This window comes from Arthrobacter sp. BG5 (assembly GCF_056680155.1).
This window is the reverse complement of sequence record NZ_CM155268.1, coordinates 920,454-939,288: the sequence shown is the minus strand read 5'-3', so window position 1 is coordinate 939,288 and position 18,835 is coordinate 920,454. Positions and strand designations below refer to the sequence as shown.

Annotated in this window: 11 protein-coding genes; 9 read left to right on the top strand and 2 right to left on the bottom strand. The window is 68.5% G+C overall.

The window, feature by feature from the left end; translation table 11 throughout:
* The first annotated feature begins 86 nt into the window (after nucleotides 1-86).
* From AC1MBE_RS04220 to AC1MBE_RS04205, 4 genes are read left to right on the top strand one after another with little or no spacing between them, the layout of a single operon-like run.
* A complete protein-coding gene (locus AC1MBE_RS04220) occupies nucleotides 87-728 on the top strand; it encodes a CpaB family protein (RefSeq protein WP_479781056.1) in 642 nt (213 codons plus the stop codon).
* Entirely contained in the window at nucleotides 728-2,125 is a 1,398-nt protein-coding gene (locus AC1MBE_RS04215) for a CpaE/TadZ family protein (RefSeq protein WP_479781055.1), read from the top strand. Before AC1MBE_RS04220 ends, AC1MBE_RS04215 begins: the two co-directional genes overlap by 1 nt.
* A 58-nt stretch (nucleotides 2,126-2,183) precedes the next feature.
* A complete protein-coding gene (locus tag AC1MBE_RS04210) occupies nucleotides 2,184-7,079 on the top strand; it encodes an NAD-glutamate dehydrogenase (RefSeq protein ID WP_479781054.1) in 4,896 nt (1,631 codons plus the stop codon).
* A gap of 35 nt (nucleotides 7,080-7,114) precedes the next feature.
* Complete coding sequence (locus AC1MBE_RS04205; protein ID WP_479781053.1) at nucleotides 7,115-8,584, top strand: sensor histidine kinase; 1,470 nt, start codon at nucleotides 7,115-7,117, stop codon at nucleotides 8,582-8,584.
* Nucleotides 8,585-8,695: 111 nt separating this feature from the next.
* Here the strand turns inward: AC1MBE_RS04205 and AC1MBE_RS04200 are convergent, their stop codons facing one another.
* Nucleotides 8,696-8,944, bottom strand: coding sequence for a WhiB family transcriptional regulator (locus tag AC1MBE_RS04200; RefSeq protein WP_003804966.1), 249 nt, complete (start codon nucleotides 8,942-8,944; stop codon nucleotides 8,696-8,698).
* A 239-nt stretch (nucleotides 8,945-9,183) separates the two neighbouring features.
* Here AC1MBE_RS04200 and AC1MBE_RS04195 point away from each other — a divergent pair, with 239 nt between their 5' ends.
* On the top strand, nucleotides 9,184-9,666 hold the full coding sequence (locus AC1MBE_RS04195) for a hypothetical protein (RefSeq protein ID WP_479781052.1): 483 nt from the start codon (nucleotides 9,184-9,186) through the stop codon (nucleotides 9,664-9,666).
* Here the strand turns inward: AC1MBE_RS04195 and AC1MBE_RS04190 are convergent.
* A complete protein-coding gene (locus AC1MBE_RS04190; RefSeq protein ID WP_479781051.1) occupies nucleotides 9,649-13,677 on the bottom strand; it encodes an FtsK/SpoIIIE domain-containing protein in 4,029 nt (1,342 codons plus the stop codon). The genes AC1MBE_RS04195 and AC1MBE_RS04190 overlap by 18 nt on opposite strands.
* Nucleotides 13,678-13,950: 273 nt before the next feature.
* Here AC1MBE_RS04190 and glf point away from each other — a divergent pair, with 273 nt between their 5' ends.
* The 4 genes from glf to AC1MBE_RS04170 are packed head-to-tail and all read left to right on the top strand — an operon-like array spanning nucleotide 13,951 to nucleotide 18,796.
* Nucleotides 13,951-15,138: a UDP-galactopyranose mutase gene (gene glf, locus AC1MBE_RS04185; protein WP_479781050.1), complete on the top strand. Its 1,188-nt coding sequence runs from the start codon at nucleotides 13,951-13,953 to the stop codon at nucleotides 15,136-15,138.
* A gap of 8 nt (nucleotides 15,139-15,146) precedes the next feature.
* Nucleotides 15,147-17,150, top strand: a complete 2,004-nt coding sequence (locus tag AC1MBE_RS04180) for a glycosyltransferase (protein WP_479781049.1) — start codon at nucleotides 15,147-15,149, stop codon at nucleotides 17,148-17,150.
* Complete coding sequence (locus tag AC1MBE_RS04175) at nucleotides 17,147-18,037, top strand: ABC transporter permease (RefSeq protein WP_479781048.1); 891 nt, start codon at nucleotides 17,147-17,149, stop codon at nucleotides 18,035-18,037. Before AC1MBE_RS04180 ends, AC1MBE_RS04175 begins: the two co-directional genes overlap by 4 nt.
* 6 nt (nucleotides 18,038-18,043) lie before the next feature.
* On the top strand, nucleotides 18,044-18,796 hold the full coding sequence (locus AC1MBE_RS04170) for an ABC transporter ATP-binding protein (RefSeq protein ID WP_479781047.1): 753 nt from the start codon (nucleotides 18,044-18,046) through the stop codon (nucleotides 18,794-18,796).
* Nucleotides 18,797-18,835: the final 39 nt, after the last annotated feature.

Genomic DNA, 18,835 nt, shown 5'->3' with positions numbered 1-18,835 from the left:
TCCCTTCCCGCCGGGGCGCCAATTCGTGACAATAGGGGTGTCCGGCGCCCGCAGCCCGGGCCGCGACTACAGGGGGAGCAGGACGCATGAGTGGGAACACGGTTGCCGGCGGCGCCCGGTTGAAAAAGCCCTCGTGGAAGGACCCGCGGCTCCTCGTGGGGATCCTGCTGGTGCTGGCCTCGGTTGCCGGTGTCGTTTCGCTCGTGGCTGCGGCGGACCAGACCACGGAGGCCTTTGCGGCCAGCCAACCGATCGCCGTCGGAGAGAAGCTCACCCCGGACAAACTCCACCGGGTCAAGGTCCGGCTGGGTGACGTCGAAGGGCATTACTTCACCCCGGAGTCGGGCCTCGCTGACGGGTTGGTGGCGGTTCAGCGTGTCGGCAAGGACCAGCTCCTGCCGCGTGAAAGCTTCGGCCGGCAGGACGGGCTGGACCGCAAGCCCGTCGCCATCACCATCGACGAAGCCCTGCCGCCGCAGGCGGTGGCCGGCTCGCGGGTGGATGTCTGGGTAGCGCTGCCGGACACCAGAAACGGGTTCAGCGAGCCCACGCTGCTGCTCCCCGGGGCCGAGATTGCGCAGCTCACGCCGGGCAGCACCGCCCTGGGATCGCAGCGCTCCACCGTGGTGATGGTGCTGGTCCCGGACGGGCAGATGCCGAAACTGCTGGGGGCGCAGGCCAACAAGGCAAACATCTCCGTGGTCTGGAATCCGGGCGGTGCGCCCTGATGGGCATTCCGGTGGTGACGGTGGGGCGGACCCGTGATGACCTCGTCGGCGGGCTGGAGCGGCTTCATGGGCCGGTGTCCGTCGTGCGCCGTTGCGGCGAACTTGCCGAGCTGCTCGCCGCGTGCCAGACGGGGCTGGCCCGCGCCGCCGTCGTCGCGGAAGGCAGCGCGGAGCTCACTGCCTCCCTCGTGGACCGCCTCGCCGCCGTCGGGGTGGCCGTGGTAGCGCTGACCGACAGCCCCGAGGAAGCCGCCAGACTGCGGGGGATCGGGGTGACCGCCGAGGTTTCCGGGGTGGAACCAGCCGCGCTCGCCATCCTGATCGCAGGTGCGGTGGCGCAGCTCGCGGGGGAGCGGCCCGGACCGCCGGCAAGTGCCTTCGCCGACCATTCCGCGGCGCTTCGCACCTCCGCCGGCGCGGCGGACACAGCAGCGGGTAGTGCAGCAGCGGGTAGTGCAGCAGCGCAGCGCGCCCGGGACCGCAGACCGGATCCCGGGGCAGACGGGGCGAGGAGCGGCGCCGGCGGCGGCAAGCCCGCAACCGGGAGGATCATCGCCGTCTGGGGCCCCGCCGGCTCGCCCGGCCGGACGCTGCTGGCCGCCAATATCGCCGGCGAACTGGCCGCGGAAGGCAAATCCGTGCTGCTGGTTGACGCCGACAGCTACGGCGCCAGCGTCGCCGCGGTGCTGGGGCTGCTCGACGAGGCTGCCGGACTCGCGCAGGCCTGCCGGCTGGCGGACCAGGGGTTGCTCGACGGCGCCGCGCTGCTCCGGATCGCCGCGCCGGTGGCCAGCCGTGCCGGGACCTTCCGGGTCCTCACCGGCATCACCCGCGCCGACCGCTGGACCGAACTGCGCGCCGCGGCGCTCTCGCTGGTCTACGAACGGGCCCGGGAGGTCGCCGAGGTCACGGTGATCGACGCCGGCTTCTGCCTGGAGGCCGACGAGGAGCTCAGCTTTGATTCGATGGCGCCGCGCCGCAACGCCGCGACCCTCCGCAGCCTGGAGCTGGCGGATACCGTCTTTGCCGTCGGCGCCGCCGACCCGGTCGGTGTGCCGAGGCTGGTGCGCGGCCTGGCCGAACTGTCGACGGCCGTCCCGCAGGCCTCCCCGCGAGTTGTCCTGAACAAGGTGCGGGCCGCCGCCGTCGGACGCACCCCGGAACGCCAGCTCCGCGAGGCCTGGGCGCGCTACGGCCCCGCCATGCCGCTGGAGGCGTTCCTTCCCGCGGATCCCGCAGCGTGCGACGCCGCCCTGCTGGCCGGCTCGCTGCTGCTTGAGGCCGCGCCCGACTCGCCCCTGCGCAGGTCCCTCGCCGCGCTGGTTTGTGCACCTGTCCAGCGAAATCGCAGATCCTCTGTCCCTTCTTCCACAGCAAAGGCCGGACTAAAGGGTTAGGCTCGCCATGAGGGCCGCAACGGTGCGGCAATGAACTTTTTGATGGAGGCGTTTGTCGATGTCGTCTGGGTCCAGCGTGGAGGATCAACCCGTTTCGATCGGTGCCGGTGAAGGGTACTTCGCGGACTACTACGAACATCTCGCCGAGGAGGATGCCCGCGGCTACGGCGAAGACGTCCTGACCGCCCGGTCCCAGACGCACCTGCAGGCGGCCGCCGTCCGCCGGCCTGGCGTGGCCAGCATTTCGATCACCGACGAGGCCGAGGCCAGTGTCATCTACATCGTCACCGATGACATGCCCTTCCTGGTGGACTCCGTGAACGCCGAACTCGTCCGGCAGAAGTCCCCGATCCACCTCGTGATCCACCCCCTCTTCGTCGTCACCCGCAACCGTGCGACCGGCCAGCTGGTCAAGGTCGCCCGGGTGCCCTCCCACCTGGGGATCTCCAGCGGCGACACGGCGGCGATGCCCAACCTGTCGCACCTGATCGCCGAGGGCGACAACGCCTCGCACATGGAATCCTGGATCGCCGTCGAAATCGACCGGGTCAATGATGCGAAGCGCGCGGAGCTGATCGAGGGCCTGACCCGGGTGCTCGGCGACGTCCGGGCGGCGGTTGAGGACTGGCCGAAGATGCGCAACAAGGCGCACGAGATTTCCGACGACCTCGACAAGGTGGCCAACTCCGCCCAGATCGCCGAACTCCGCCAGGCGAAGGAACTGCTCCGCTGGCTCGACGACGGAAACTTCACCTTCCTGGGTTACCGCGAATACGACCTGCTGAACGAATCCGGCGAGGACGTGCTGGAGCTGCGGGAGGACAGCGGCCTCGGCCTGCTCCGCAACGGCGCCGACACCCGCCACCAGATCCAGCACCTGACCGAAACGGGCCGCAAGAAGGCGCGCGAGAAGCGGGCACTGGTGATCACCAAGGCCAACTCCCGCTCCACGGTGCACCGCTCCGCGTACCTTGACTACATCGGCGTCAAGAGCTTCGACGCCGCCGGCAACGTCAACGGCGAACGGCGCTTCATCGGCCTGTTCGCCACGACCGCCTACGCCGGATCCGTCCGGGACATCCCGGTGGTGCGCGAGAAGGTCGACGCCGTGCTGCGCGATGCCGGGTTCCCGCCGGACTCGCACTCCGGCAAGGACCTGCTCGGCATCCTTGAGACCTACCCGCGCGATGAGCTCTTCCAGATCGAAATCCCCGACCTTGCCGCCATCACCACCGGCATCCAGCGGCTGCAGGAGCGCCGCCGGACCCGGTTGTTCCTCCGCCCGGACATCTACGGCCGGTTCATGTCCGCGCTGGTATACCTTCCCCGCGACCGGTACACCACCAATGTCCGGCTGCGCATCGAGAAGGAGCTGCGGGAGACTTTCGACGCGGTCTCGATCGACTATGAGGCGCGGATGACCGAATCCGCCCTCGCCCGGCTGTTCTTCCGGATCCGGCTTCCCAAGGACGCCGACGTCAGCCACGTCAACAGTGACGAGCTGGAGAAGCGGCTGGTCCGTGCTGCGCGTTCCTGGAGCGAGGGCATCGCCGAGGTGCTGCGCGCCAGGGCCGGCGCCGACGGCGAGAACGGTGCCAAGGAACTCGCAGCGGTCTGGGCCGAGGCGTTCCCGCCCAGCTACCGCGTTGACTACGAGGTTGAGGACGCGCTGCAGGACATCGCCCGGTTCGAGAAATACGGCGCCGCCGCCCAGGGCACTGCCTCCGAAGGCGCTGCGTCCGGGGGCGCCGCCGAGCCCGCCGTCGAGCACCCCGGCGTGCACGTCTACCTGCCCGGTGGCGCCGGCGCCACCCTTGAGGAGGACGCCCGGGTCAAGCTGTACATGCTCGAACCCAAGAGCCTGAGCCAGATCCTGCCGTACTTCCACAACCTGGGCCTCGAGGTCCTGGACGAACGCCCCTTCGAGATCGAGACGGCCGACCGCCGCGACTTCTTCCTCTACGACCTCGGGCTGAAGTACCCGGCCGGGGTGGACCCGGAGCGCACCGGGGCACTGCTGGGAGAGTCCTTCGGCGCGGCGGTTTCCGGCGCCGTGGAGTCGGACAGCTTCGACCGCCTGGTGCTCCGCGAAGGCATGCACTGGCGCCAGGTGGTGGTGCTGCGCGCGTACGCCAAGTACATGCGCCAGATGGGCAACACCAACTCCTTCGAGTTCATGGCGGACACGCTGCTGGCCAACCCGGACGTGGCCCGTGGGCTCAACGCCCTTTTCGCCGCGCGCTTCGACCCGGCGCTGGCCGCCGGGGACCGCGAACAGCGCCAGGACGAAGTCCGTGCCGGCCTGGACGCCGCCATCGAGCAGGTGGCGACGCTCGACGCCGACCGGGTGCTGCGCACCTTCAAGAACCTGATCCAGGCCACGCTCCGGACCAACTTCTACCAGGACAAGACGCACGTCAGCTTCAAGCTGGACCCCTCCGGCATTGACGGCCTGCCGTTCCCGCGGCCGATGTTCGAGATCTGGGTCTACTCTCCCCGCGTCGAGGGCGTTCACCTGCGCTTCGGCAAGGTGGCCCGCGGCGGGCTGCGCTGGTCGGACCGCCGGGAGGATTTCCGCACCGAGATCCTGGGCCTGGTCAAGGCCCAGACGGTCAAGAACGCCGTGATCGTCCCGACCGGAGCCAAGGGCGGCTTCTACGCCAAGCAGCTTCCGGATCCCGCCGCGGACCGCGGCGCCTGGATGGCCGAGGGGATCGAAAGCTACAAGACCTTCATCCGCGGCCTGCTGGACATCACCGACAACCTGGTCACTACCCCGGAGGGTGAGACGCTGGTGCCGCCCGCCGACGTCGTCCGGCACGACGGCGACGATTCCTACCTCGTCGTCGCGGCGGACAAGGGAACCGCGTCGTTCTCGGACATCGCCAACAGCCTCGCGGCCGAGTACGGTTTCTGGCTCGGCGACGCCTTCGCGTCCGGCGGCTCCGTCGGCTACGACCACAAGGCGATGGGCATCACCGCCCGCGGCGCCTGGGAATCGGTCAAGCGGCACTTCAGCGAGCTGGACCTGGACACCCAGGCCGAGCCGTTCACCGTCGTCGGCGTCGGCGACATGTCCGGTGACGTTTTCGGCAACGGCATGCTGCTCTCGCGGCACATCCGGCTGCTCGCCGCGTTCGACCACCGGCACATCTTCCTGGACCCGACCCCCGACGAGGCGGCCTCCTTCACGGAGCGGCAGCGGCTCTTCGAACTGCCCCGCTCCTCCTGGGACGACTACGACAAGTCGCTGATCAGCGAAGGCGGCGGCGTCTTTGCCCGCCAGGCCAAGTCCATTCCCGTCTCCGCGCAGGTCCGGGCGGCGCTCGGGCTGCCGGAGGGCACCACCCGGCTCAGCCCGCCGGAACTGCTCCGCGCGATCCTGCTGGCCCCGGCCGACCTGCTTTACAACGGCGGCATCGGCACCTACGTGAAGGCGAGCACCGAGACCAACGCCGACGTCGGCGACAAGGCCAACGACTCCATCCGCGTCGATGGCCGGGAGCTGCGTGTGAAGGTGGTCGGCGAAGGCGGCAACCTGGGCATGACCCAGCGCGGCCGGATCGAGGCCGCGCTGCAGGGCGTCATCCTCAACACGGACGCGATCGACAATTCGGCGGGTGTGGACTGCTCCGACCACGAGGTCAACATCAAGATCTTCGTGGACCGGATGGTGGCCGCCGGCAAGCTGGACCCGGCCGAGCGCGCGGAGTTCCTGTCCTCGATGACGGACGAAGTGGGCCGGCTGGTGCTCGAGGACAACATCGACCAGAACATCCTGCTGCTCAACGACCGCATGCGGGTGGCCGAATGGAGCCCCAGCTACGAGCGGCTGATGGACTGGCTGGAAAAATCCGCCGACCTCAAGCGTGAGCTGGAGGCACTGCCCACCACCGAGACGCTGCGCGAGCGCCTCGAGCAGGGACAGGGGCTGACCTCGCCGGAACTCTCCGTCCTGGCCGCTTACGCCAAAATCGAACTCGCCACGGCGCTGCGCGACAGCGACCTCGCGGAGGACCCGTGGTTCCGCGAAACGCTCCGCGCCTACTTCCCGAAGCAGCTGCGGGAACGCTTCGACGCCGAACTGGACACCCATCCGCTGCGCCGGGAGATCATCGCGACCGTCGTCGCGAACGACATGATCAACCTGGGCGGCATCACGTTCGCGTTCCGCGCCATGGAGGAAACGTCAGCCACCGAGTCCGCCGTCGCCAAGGCGTTCGTCGCCCTCCGCGAGGTCTACGAGCTGGACATCATGGTGGCCGAGCTCAACGAGCTGCCGGCGTCGTTCCCGACCGAGCACTGGAGCACCGTCCACCTGGATATCCGCAGGCTGCTGGACCGCGCGGTGCGCTGGATCCTGAGCCAGGGCAACGCGGCTCGGCCGATCGCCGAAATCGTGGCCGAGTTCAAGCCGCTGATGGATCCGATGCGGGCGCGGCTGCTGGACTATCTGCGCGGCGACGACCGCGAGCGGGTGTCGCAGTGGCTGGAGAAGGCCCGGAGCTGGGAACTTCCCGAGGACCTGGCGCACCGCTGGGCCGAGCTGTTCGAAAGTTTCGTGCTGCTGGACATCGCCAAGATCGTGCACGTCAGCTCCGAGCCGGTGGAGAACATCGCCCACGTCTACTACACGGTCTTCAACCGTTTCCACGCCGATTCGCTGCTGGAACGCATCACCAAGCTGCCGCGGAAGGACCGCTGGCAGGCGCTGGCCCGAGCGGCCCTGCGCGACGACCTGTACTCGACCGTCTCGGACATGACGACGGCGGTCCTGGAGGCGACGCCGTCGGATCTGCCGGCGGAAGAACGGCTCGTGGCCTGGGAAGGCCAGAATGTGGAGCAGCTGGGGCGGGCGAAGAGCATGTTCGACGAGGTGAACGCGCTCGAGGCCGATGACATGGCCTCACTCTCGGTAGCATTGAGGCTCTTGAGGTCAATCGTCCGACGCTAGGGTCTGCCGGCCCCCGCGTCGCAAATGGAGGTGCTGTGGCAATCTTTACGGACCCTATCAGGGAGCATGCTGATTTCGGGCCGGGGGATGCCGAGTGGCTGCACCTGCTCGTGGGGGACTGGCAGATGGTCGCCGACCTTGCCTTCGCCGACCTCGCCTTGTGGTTCCCGCACCCGGAGCTTGGCTATGTGGCGCTGGCCCACGTCCGCCCCTCCACCACGCACACGGTGTTCCACGCCGACTTCGTCGGGGAGGGGATCCGCTCGGACCTGTTGCGGCTCGTGGACAAGGCGTGGGAAAGCCGGACCATCGAACGCTCCAACGAGACCAACTGGAGCAGCGACATGGCGATGCGGGTCGAGGCCGTGCCGATGGTCCGCAATGGCCGGACACTCGCGGTCGTGACCTCGCACATGGACCTCTCCAGCTCGCGGATGCCCTCGCGGCTGGAGTTGACCTACCGGCAGTGCGCCTATGACCTGCTGCGGATGGGCACCCTGGGACTCTGGCCCGACTTTGCCTCGCCCACCGGGTCGCGCCGCGGCGCCCCGCGCGTCGGCGACGGCCTGATCCGGCTGGACGCCGAGGGGATCGTGCAGTACGCAAGCCCCAACGGCGTCTCGGCGTTCCGCCGCCTCGGCGACGGCGAATCGCTGGAGGGCCGGTCGCTGGCGGAAGTCACGGCGGGCCTGCTGCGGGACCGCCGCATGGTGGACGAGACGCTGCCGCTGGTGGTCACCGGACGTATGCCGTGGCGCAGCGAGATCGAATCCCGCGGGGTCAGCCTCTCGCTCCGGGCCATCCCGTTGCGGGACGAACAGCAGCGCTTCGGGGCGCTGGTGCTCTGCCGGGATGTTTCGGAGCTGCGCCGGCGGGAGATGGAGCTGGTCACCAAGGACGCCACCATCCGCGAGATCCACCACCGGGTGAAGAACAACCTGCAGACGGTGGCGGCGCTGCTGCGTATGCAGTCCCGCCGGATGGTCAGCGACGAGGCCAAGCAGGGGCTCGAACAGGCCATGCGCCGGGTCGCGACCATCGCCCTGGTCCACGAAACGCTCTCGCAGGGCCTGACCCAGAGCGTCGACTTTGATGAGCTGATCGGGCGCCAGTTCCGGCTGTCCGCCGAGGTTGCCTCGCCCTCGCAGCAAGTGAAGACCCAGCGCTCCGGGCTGTTCGGGGAGCTGCCGAGCGACTTCGCGACGCCGCTGGCCCTCGTCATCAACGAACTCGTGACCAACGCCGTCGAGCACGGGCTCGAGGGCAGGGCCGGGACGGTCTGGCTGCTAGCCGACCGCTCCGAGAGCGAGGACGGTGACGAACTGCTCACCGTGACGGTGGCGGACGACGGCGTCGGGCTGCCGGCGGGGTCCTACACCGAAGGCCTGGGGCTGCAGATTGTGCGCACCCTGGTCACCAGCGAACTCGGCGGCAGCATCCAGTGGAAGCCGCGCGAGGGCGGCGGAACGGCGGTGCAGGTGGTCTTGAGCCTCGCCACACGCTAAGCCCGGACGCCAAGGCAGAGGCAAAGCGAGCGCCAAAGGCACGGGCAAAAACAATGGCCCCGGACCAAGTGGTCCGGAGCCATTGCTGGTGTCTCGCCCGAAGGCGGGGGATCAGGAGGCGCGGCGGGCGCGGGCCGCGCGGCGCTTTAGGGCGCGGCGTTCGTCTTCGCTCATGCCGCCCCAGACGCCCGCGTCCTGGCCGGATTCGAGGGCCCACTGCAGGCAGGTGTCCACAACGGGGCAGCGCCGGCAGACGCTCTTAGCTTCCTCGATCTGCAGGAGGGCGGGGCCGGTGTTTCCGACGGGGAAAAACAGCTCCGGGTCCTTGTCAAGGCACGCTGCGCGGTTACGCCAATCCATGCTGATCAGTAACTCCATTCCTGGGAATTCGTTAAATGCCTCTTGTGAAATTATTCACTAGAGGCTTCATAAGAAAGGGGCCCTGTGGGCCCCCTCGGTCATCTGGATTAAGCGTGTCATGTTAACGCTGTGTAAACAAGGGGTATTTGCCGTACAAATGCCGCCAAATCGTGAGCGATGCATCACATTGGCTGGCGGTACCCCCACATCTGCTCGACTATGTCCGGTAGGGTGCCAATGTGTCAAGACCCCCAGTAAACCCCGCCCAGCCCGCTGAGCCGCAGCCCGGCGGTCCAGTTCCCGGCGCACCGGGGCCCGCTCCCGTGGCGAGGCCTGCCGGAATCACCGTCATTGCCGTCATCACGGCGCTGGAGGCGACGGCGCTGCTGGTGGCCGCCGGTTGGTATGGTTTCCAGCTGCTGACCGGAGCCCCCGTCCTATCCTTCTGGGGCGCGGTCTTCACCCTGGGGCTCCTGCTGGCGTTCTCTGCGTGGCTTTTCGCCGTGGGCTACTTCCTCTTCCGCGGCTACCGCTGGCCCAGGGCCGGCGCGCTGGTGGCCCAGCTGTTTATGCTCACCATCGGCTTCCCGACGTTGACCGGCGGTTACCCCGCGGCCGGGCTTGCCATGCTGCTGCCTGCTGCCCTGGCGATCGTGCTGCTGTTCGACAAGCGGGTCATTGCCTTCGCATCCCGGCCGGGCGGCTCAAGCCGCGCCCTCTAGCGACTCCGGGTTCTCGAGACTGCGTTGCGCCGGCGTGACCTCGATCGCCAACTGCACGGCCGCGGGCCGGCCGTTGACCACAGCGACGGCCCGCCCGGGCGGCGGGCTGTGCTCCGGCTCGAACCGGATGCCAAAAAGATCCGCATCGGCCGCGGCGCGGGGGGCGATCATGATCCCGCAGCCCTGGCCACGGACCTGGAGCGCCAGTGGCACCCGCTGCTGGAGCATCGGCCGGTAGCCTGCGGTCAGCACCACAGTCCAGCCCAGGCCGTTGAGCTCCACCAGCTGCATGTTGGTGTCCATGCCGGCGAGGTCCAGGTCATCGGCCAGCGCGATGGCGCCGCGGTCGAGCTGCCCGGCCCGCGCCCGCGCCAGGACGGCAGACCAGTAGTCCTCCGGCCGGGCTCCGGGCCCGGGCCGCAGCCACTCGACGGCAGGATTGAGGCCGGGCAGCGCCCGAAGCAGGGAGGTTTTGCCCGCTCCGGGTCCGCCAAGCACGGCCAGGACGTTGCCCGGCGGCAGCGGGAGGCCGGCCGGGCCGGGTTCATCCCCGCCCAGCCCGACCCAGAGCCACCCGGGGCCGGCCGGCGGCGCCGGGAGCTCCTGCCCGATCCGGGCCCGGACCTCGGAAACGGTCACTACCGCGGGAAGCGGCTCAACCCGGAACGGCCGAACGGTCAGGCCCCCGCGGGCGTACGTCCGGATCCCTGCCTCCGGCGGCTCGCACAGCTGCGCCGCGTGCGCGGTGGCCCCGGCGAAGGCACCGGTTGCGGCCACCCTGCCGGGCAGGACCGGAATCTCCGGCAACCGCGGCCAGCCGTGCCGGCTTTCCTCCGTCGATCCGGCCGGAAAGAAGATGCGGTTGGGAAGCGCCGCAAAAAACCGTGCCGTCACGAGTTCGCGCCCGCCGGAGACGATGGCGGTCACGCCCGCCCCTGGGCCGTCCCGGATGATGTCGTTCACGAGGTCCTCAGCCCACGCCAGGGGACCGGACCGGAACGCGGAGACCCACGACCCCCAGTGGTTGAGCACGAGGACCAGCGGCGGGGCAGGTGCCGCTCCGGGAGCGGCCAGCCGGCTCCGGACTTCCCCGGCCAGCCGCTCCAGCACCCGGACGGCGCGTCGCAGCTCATCGGCGCCAGCCCACGCACCGACCCGGGGCGAGTCCGCCGTGGGGCGCAGCGAGCCGTCGGCGTCGAGGATGTACAGATGGGATTCGACGTCATCACCCAGCAGCTGTTCCACGGCCAGCTGGCAGGCCGCGGCGGGCCCGGCGGACGTGCCGCCGCGGGCCTCGCCGATGAGGGCAAGGTGGCCGTGCCTGCCCGCGTGCCAGCGGAGTTCGCGGAGTTGCTGCTGTTCCGGCACGTCCACCATCCCCAGCAGTACGCCGGGACCGGCCGCAGTGGCGGCCGGTCCGGTGCCACCCCGGGGAAACGGCAACCGCACGGGCAGCGGCGGGGCAACAGGTCGCCGGGGGAGCCCGCCGCCATGCCCGGCCCACAGCCCTGACGTCAGCTGGACCAGCGGAGCAGCAGCCTGGGCGGGGGTGGCCGGGACGCGAGGCCCCGTCGCGTTTCCGCGGGATGCAGGCTCCCGGTCCAGCCGGGCCGCGGCCGTCGTGACCGTCACCGCCTGGCCGGCGGCTGGCGGCGCGGCTGCCAGGACAGCGGTCTGGAATTCCTCCGGTGCCGCGCTGCCGCGCAACAGGTAGGCGCGCCCCGGGCTGCCCAGCGGTATGGCCGCGGCAAGCCGGGAATCCATGACGTCGGCGGACTCCAGCTCCGACTGGACCCGCAGCACGACGCTGCTGGTGACGTTGGCCCGGATGTCCGCTGAGAGTGCCCCCTGGGCGCGCTGCGTGGCCATGACGAGGTGGATCCCCAGGGACCGCCCGATTGCCGCGATCCGCATGAGCTCCCGCAATGCGGCGGGCGCCTCCTCGACCAGCATCCTGAACTCGTCGATCACCAGGACCAGCCGGGGCAGCGCCGGCACCCCGGAGGTTTGTGCCGGGTAGGAGGCCAGGTCGGAGACGCCGGCCGCGGCCAGCAGCTCCTCCCGGTACCGGACTTCCGCGCGCAGCGACGCCAGGCTGCGCTCCACCTCGTGGCTGGCCAGGTCGGTCAGCATGCCGACGCAGTGCGGCAGGCCGGTCAGCAGTCCGAGCCCGGAGCCGCCTTTGAAGTCCACGAAAAGCAGGTTGACCAGGTCAGGCGGGAAGCTGGCCGCCAGCCCGGCCACGAGGGTGCGCAGGAACTCGGACTTTCCGGATCCGGTGGTCCCGGCCACCAGCAGGTGCGGCCCGTCCGACTCCAGGTCCAGGTGCAACGGCCCCGCTGCCGTCCGGCCGACCGGAACAGGCAGTCCCCGCCGTGACCGGCCGCCGGCCGCGGACCAGTGCCGCTCGATCTCTCCGGCCGAGAGCGGCAGGAGCTCGCCTAGCCGGCACTCGTCCGGGACGCGCCCCGAGCCTGCCTCTGGCGCGGGCTCCCCTCCGCCCGCGCTTCGGCAGAACCGGTCAAACACCTCCGCCGGCACAAGGTCGGGGGTGAAGACTGTCCTGGCGGTGCCGGTGGTGAGCACGGCCCCGGACCCGCCCAGCACGACCGTCTGGCCAGGACCGGGGTGAGAGGCGGCGGCACAATCAAGCACCTGCCAGCCGCAGCCGGCCGCCGCAGCGCAGAGCGCCGCGGCATGGTCCGTGCCGGACAGCACGATGAGCACGCCCCGGTCCCAGCCCGGGCCGGGGCCGGCGGCAAGGTCCGCTGCGGTCAGTGACCCGCCGGCGGACAGGGACACCTGCGACAGAAAGCGGGCCGCGAGCGGCAGTGACCGGACGGGACCGTGCAACAGGATCCGCGTCCGGCGCGCCCGGGGGAAGCTCGCCAGCTGCATGACCAGGAAACGGACCAGCCCGGCGAGGGCATCTTCCGGGCCGCGGAAACCGGCCGGCGCCGCGGGATCCAGGCACACCGGAACCGTTCCCACGGCAGGGGCCTGGAATTCGGGGTCGTGCGGAACCAGGCTGATTCTCGCGGTTTCCCGGGCCAGGCCAAGCCGCAGCCAGACGGGGCCGCCGTCGGGCCCGTCCCGGGCCCCGCCGGAGTCCGGGGCGCTGGCGTTGATGGCGAGCTCCGCGGCGGAGGGGGCGGCCCGCCGGCGCCGGCCGCGGTCTTCGTCGACGGCAGCGGCGATGGCGGCCTTCAGCTCGCGCCGCCGCCTCCGGCCGGACAGCGCCGGTACCGCGACCGACACCGCGGACAGGGCCGAGAACGCCAGGAACATCCACAGCCCTGTGCCCACGGCCAGCGCAACGCCCACGGCCAGCGGGACCACAGCGGTCAGCACCAGGGCCGCGCGGTTGCCGGCGGAACCAGGATTCAGGATCCGCAGCGGCTCCGAGGTGTCACGCCCGGCATCGGACCAGCCGGGCCCCGCCGGGCTTGGCCGGGCCGCGCGGCCGCCGCGGAACACCAGGCCCAGGGTCGACTGGCCGCAGCCGATGACGGAGTCGCTGGAAACCCGCACGCTGGTGACCGGTTTGCCGTCGACTGTGGTGCCGTTCGCGCTGCCCAGATCGACCAGGGTGACCCCCGAATCGGCCACCTGCAGCAGCGCGTGTGCGCGGGACAGCTCCGGGTCGGGGAGGACCAGGTCTGTTCCGCCCCGGCCCACGCGGTAGCTTCCGCGGCGCAGCGGCAGCAGCGTCCCGGCCCCGGGTCCGCTGAGCACGGCCAGCAGAAGGGCGGCTCCGCCGTCGGACGCCGGGCCGGCGGCGGCGCCGTCGACCATGACCGCGCCGCCGACCAGCGGGGCGTCCCCGGCGGCCAGGGTGCCCAGCGGCACGCCGGCCACCGTCAGGCCGGTGGTGCCGTATTGCCGGGCCACCGCTGCCTCGAGTTCGGTTCCCGGGCAGCCGCGCGGCAGCTCCACGGACAGCTCAACCGGGTCAGCCGGTAGTCCTGGTGCGGCGCCCGGCCCGCGGACCAGGGTGCAGTGCAGCAACACCGGGAAACTCCCTTCTGCTCAGACGTGTACTCAAAACAGGCTAGGGACCGGCCCGGCGCCGGTGGCAACACAATCCAGCCATGTGGATAACGCCCGGAGGTGGAAAACTGCCGCCGCCGCAGCGGACGGCCCGGTGATAGCACGGGGCCGGGTGCCGACGCCGGCGCAGCGCCCGGGGGCGCCGCGATTCGTGGCTCCGGCATAACGCTCGGTAGTCTAGAGCAGCAGACGATGCACACCGTTGCGCTGCCCGCATTCGAACCAGGAGATTTTGTGACCGCTGACCTCGTCATCGTAGGGTCGGGCTTTTTCGGCCTGACAATCGCAGAACAGGCCGCCACCGAGCTGGGCTTGAAGGTCGTCGTCATCGACCGCCGCCACCACATCGGGGGCAATGCCTACAGCGAAAAGGAGGAGCAGACCGGGATCGAAGTCCACCGGTACGGCGCCCACCTTTTCCACACCTCAAACGACCGCGTGTGGGAGTACGTCAACCGCTTCACGACGTTCACGAACTACGTGCACAAGGTCTACGGCGTCCACAAGGGCGAGGTCTACTCCCTGCCCATCAACCTGGCCACCATCAACCAGTTCTTCCGCGCGAACCTGACCCCGGGCCAGGCCCAGGACCTGATCAAGGAACAGGCCGGAGAACTGGCGGGCACCGACCCGCAGAACCTCAACGACAAAGGCATCCAGCTCATCGGCCGGCCGCTCTACGAGGCGTTCATCAAGCACTACACCGGCAAGCAGTGGCAGACGGATCCCAAGGACCTGCCCGCCGGCATCATCTCCCGACTCCCGGTGCGCTACAACTACGACAACCGCTACTTCAACGACAAGTACGAGGGCCTGCCGACCAACGGCTACACCGCGTGGATCGAGAAGATGGCCGAGCACCCGAACATCGAAGTCCGGCTCAACACCGACTTCTTCGACGAGTCGCACGAGTACAGCAAGGACAAGGTCGTCGGCAACATCCCCGTCGTCTACACCGGACCCGTGGACCGCTACTTCGACTACGCCGAGGGCGACCTCTCCTGGCGCACCATCGACTTCGAGGAGGAAGTGCTCGACGTCGGGGACTTCCAGGGAACGTCGGTGGTCAACTACAACGACGCCGACGTCGCCTACACCCGCATCATCGAACCGCGCCACTTCCACCCCGAGCGCGACTACCAGACGGAAAAGACCGTCATCATGCGCGAGTTCTCCCGTGCGGCGGAAAAGGGCGACGAGCCCTATTACCCGATCAACACCGCCGCGGACCGCGAACGGCTGCTCAAGTACCGCGACCTGGCGGCCGCCGAGCAGGACGTGCTGTTCGGCGGGCGACTGGGCACCTACAAGTACCTGGACATGCACATGGCCATCGGCTCCGCTCTGACCATGTTCGAGAACAAGATCCGCCCGCATTTCGAGGGCGGCGCCAAGATTGAAAGCGGAGGGGTGGACGCGTGAGCTTAGGCGTGGACGCATCAAACCTTGCTGACGAGCAGCGGCCCTGGCGCACTGTTCACCGCGTCGTGCTGCCCGTTGACGGTGATACGGACGTTCTTCCGCTGTACGTCGATTTCAACCCGGTTCAGCGGGTGGTGCAGCTTTCCAAGCGCGCACTTCGGCGGGGCCGCATATCGGCGCCCGCGACCGTCCCGGCCACCTCGCCCCAGCACTCCGGCTTCATTACGGGCCGGAACAGCATGACGCTGCCCGAGTTTCGAAGGGTTTCGCTGGGAACCTACTTCAACGCCTTCCCTGCCAGCTACTGGCGGAACCACACCGCCGTGGAGACGGTGCGGTTGTCGGTAGACGTCGACGCCGAGGCAACAGTCATCGTCTACCGCTCCAGCCCGCGCGGCACGGCGAACCGGGTGGAGAGCACCCACGCGACGCAGGGCGGCGAGGTCACCTTCGACCTGCCGCTGAGGTCGTTCGTCGACGGCGGCTGGTACTGGTTCGACCTGGTGGCCCACGGGACCCCGGTGACTCTCAAGAATGCCGGCTGGTCGGTCCGTGAGCCCGAAGGATTCGTGCCGGGCACTCTCTCCATCGCTGTCACTACCTTCAACCGGCCCGACTACGCGCTGCGCCACATTGGCACGCTGGCCGGGGACGCCGACGTCGTCAAGATCCTGGACCGCTTCATCCTGGTGGACCAGGGGACGGACAAGGTCCGGGCGCAGCCGCAATTCGAGGCGCAAGCGGCTGTCCTCGGCGACCGGCTCAGGGTCGTCGAGCAGGGCAACATCGGCGGGTCCGGAGGCTTCTCGCGCGGCATGGACGAGACCCTGAAGGATGGACGCAGCAAGTACGTCATGCTGCTCGACGACGATGTCAGCATCGAAACCGAAGGCATCCTGCGCGCGGTCAACTTTGCCGATTTCACGCGGACTCCCACGATCGTGGGCGGGCACATGTTCAACCTGTACGAGCGCTCCGTCCTGCACACCTATGGTGAGCAGGTGGACGACGCGCGCTATTTCTGGCGCCCCGCCGTGAACACCAAAGAGGCGCACGACTTTGGCGCCAGCAACCTACGCACCACGCCGTGGATGCACCGCCGGATCGACGTTGACTACAACGGCTGGTGGATGTGCATGATCCCCACCTCAATCGTCCGCGAGGTCGGCTACGCCCTCCCCGTCTTCATCAAGTGGGACGACGCCGAATACGGAATCCGCGCCAAGGAACATGGCATCACCACGGTGACCCTGCCGGGCGCCGCTGTGTGGCACATGCCGTGGAGCGAAAAAGACGACACCATCGACTGGCAGGCCTACTATCACCAGCGCAACCGGTGGGTGGCGGCACTGAGCCACTCGCCGCGGAAGAAGGGCGGCCGGATGCCGTTCGAAAGCATCGCAGTGGACGTCCGGCACCTCATCTCGATGCAGTACTCCGCCGTTGAAGTCCGGCTCAAGGCCCTTGAGGACGTGCTGGACGGACCCGATCACCTGCATGCCACGATTGCGGACAGGCTGGAGTGGGTGCGGAAGACGCGCGCCGGCTTTACGGACGCGCGCATCACCGCAGACCTTCACTCTTTCCCGCGGGTGCTTCGTTCCGGCGAAGTGGACGCAGACCACGAACCGAATTACGTTGCGGAATCTCTCGTGCGTGCCGCAACCGGATTGCTGCGCCAGTTGCGTCCGGTCCGCGGGGACGCAATGGCCAATCCCGAGGTGGCGGTTCCTGCGGTCGAGGCCCGCTGGTGGAGGCTGGCAAGCCTTGACTCGGCCCTCGTTTCGTCCTCGGACGGCAGCGGCGCTTCCTGGTACAAGCGTGACCGGAAGCAGTTCGGCCGCATGCTGCTCCGCACCGTCCGGCTGCATATGAAGCTGATGGCCGAATGGGACAACAACGCCCGCCGGTACAAGGACGCGCTCCCCGAATTCACCGGCCAGGACGCCTGGCGGGACACCTTCCGGGCGGTCGCGATCACGGACTACGAGAGTGGAGAAGCGGAGAAATGACCGCCACTGAATCCGGGGGAGGCGCAGGGGTTTCACCACTGTCCATCCCCGGCGAAGGCGGGGGGCTGCGGGACGTTTTTCGCCAGTGGTTCCTGCTGAAACTACTGGTGCGCAAGGAAATCAAGGTCCGCTACCGGGGCTCTGTCCTTGGACTGCTGTGGTCCTATGTGAAACCGCTGATGCAGTTCCTGGTCTACTTCGTGGCGCTGGGCATCTTCCTGAACCTTCAGGGCAGCACTCCGAACTATGCGATTTATCTTTTCTCCGGCATCATTCTGGTGAATTTTTTCGTCGAGGTGCTCGGTAATTCGACGCGTTCCATTGTCGAGAACAGGGACCTGATCCGGAAGATCTACCTCCCGCGGGAATTGTTTCCGGTCTCGACCCTCCTGGTGTCGGCGATCCACTTCCTTCCGCAGACGGTGGTGCTGATTGGTGCCTGCCTGATGGCCGGCTGGTCTCCCAGCATCCTGCAGCTGGCCGCCGTCGTCCTCGCTTTCATCATCGTCGGTGTGCTTGCCACCGGTTTGGGACTTCTCTTCGGGGCCGCCAACGTGTACTTCCGGGATTCCGAGAACATTGTCGACATGATCCTTATGATCGTGACGTGGGCGTCGCCGGTGCTCTACGTCTGGACCATGGTGGAGCGTGCGCTCGGCCCGTACTTCTTCCTGTACCAGCTGAACCCGATGACCGTTGCGGTGGAGATCTTCCACTGGGGCTTCTGGTACCCGACGCTCAATTCCGGGCAGTTGGCGGCCGCCCCTGTCATGCACGGACTCGCCACAGTCTGGGCGCCCGTAGCCCTGGGTGTGTCCCTGGTGATCCTGTTTATTGGCCAACTGGTCTTCCGTAAGCTTTCCGTCCGCTTTGCCCAGGAGCTGTGAGAAGTCATGCAGGAAAAGTTGCTGGCTATTACGTGCAGGGACGTGCGCAAGAAGTTCGTGCTGCGGCACACCCGATCCCTCAAGGAAGCGCTGGTCTGGTTTGTCCGTGGACGCAAGGGTGACATGTACAAGGTCTTTGACGCCCTGAAGGACGTTTCCCTTGACGTCCACCAGGGTGAGACGGTGGCGCTGCTCGGCCTCAACGGCTCGGGCAAATCGACGCTGCTCAAGCTCATCTCCGGGGTCCTCCAGCCGGACGCCGGCACGGTGCGCACGCGGGGGAGAGTCGCCGGCCTGATCGAGGTTGGTGCCGGCTTCCACCACGATCTCAGCGGCCGGGACAATGTCTATCTCAACGGTGCCATCCTTGGCATGTCCGAGAAGCAGATCAACGAGATGTTCGACTCGATCGTGGAGTTTGCCGAGATTGGCGAGTTCATCGACACAGAGGTGAAGTTCTACTCCTCGGGAATGTACCTGCGCCTTGCTTTTTCGATTGCCGTGCACACGGACCCGGAAATCTTCCTCATTGACGAGATCCTGGCGGTGGGCGACGAACCGTTCCAGAGAAAATGCATCGCGAAGATCAAGGAACTGGCCGAGGCGGGCAAGACACTCTTTGTCGTCAGCCATGACCTTGACCTGGTGTCTACCGTCTGTGAACGGGGAGTGCTCCTGGAGCACGGCAACGTGGTGCTGGACGGGCCGGTGGCGGATGTCGTGTCGGAACTGCGCCGCCGTTCGGCTGCAACGTCCTAGTGGCGCCGTCCGCCGCCCCATCTCTCTGAGGAGTAGCCA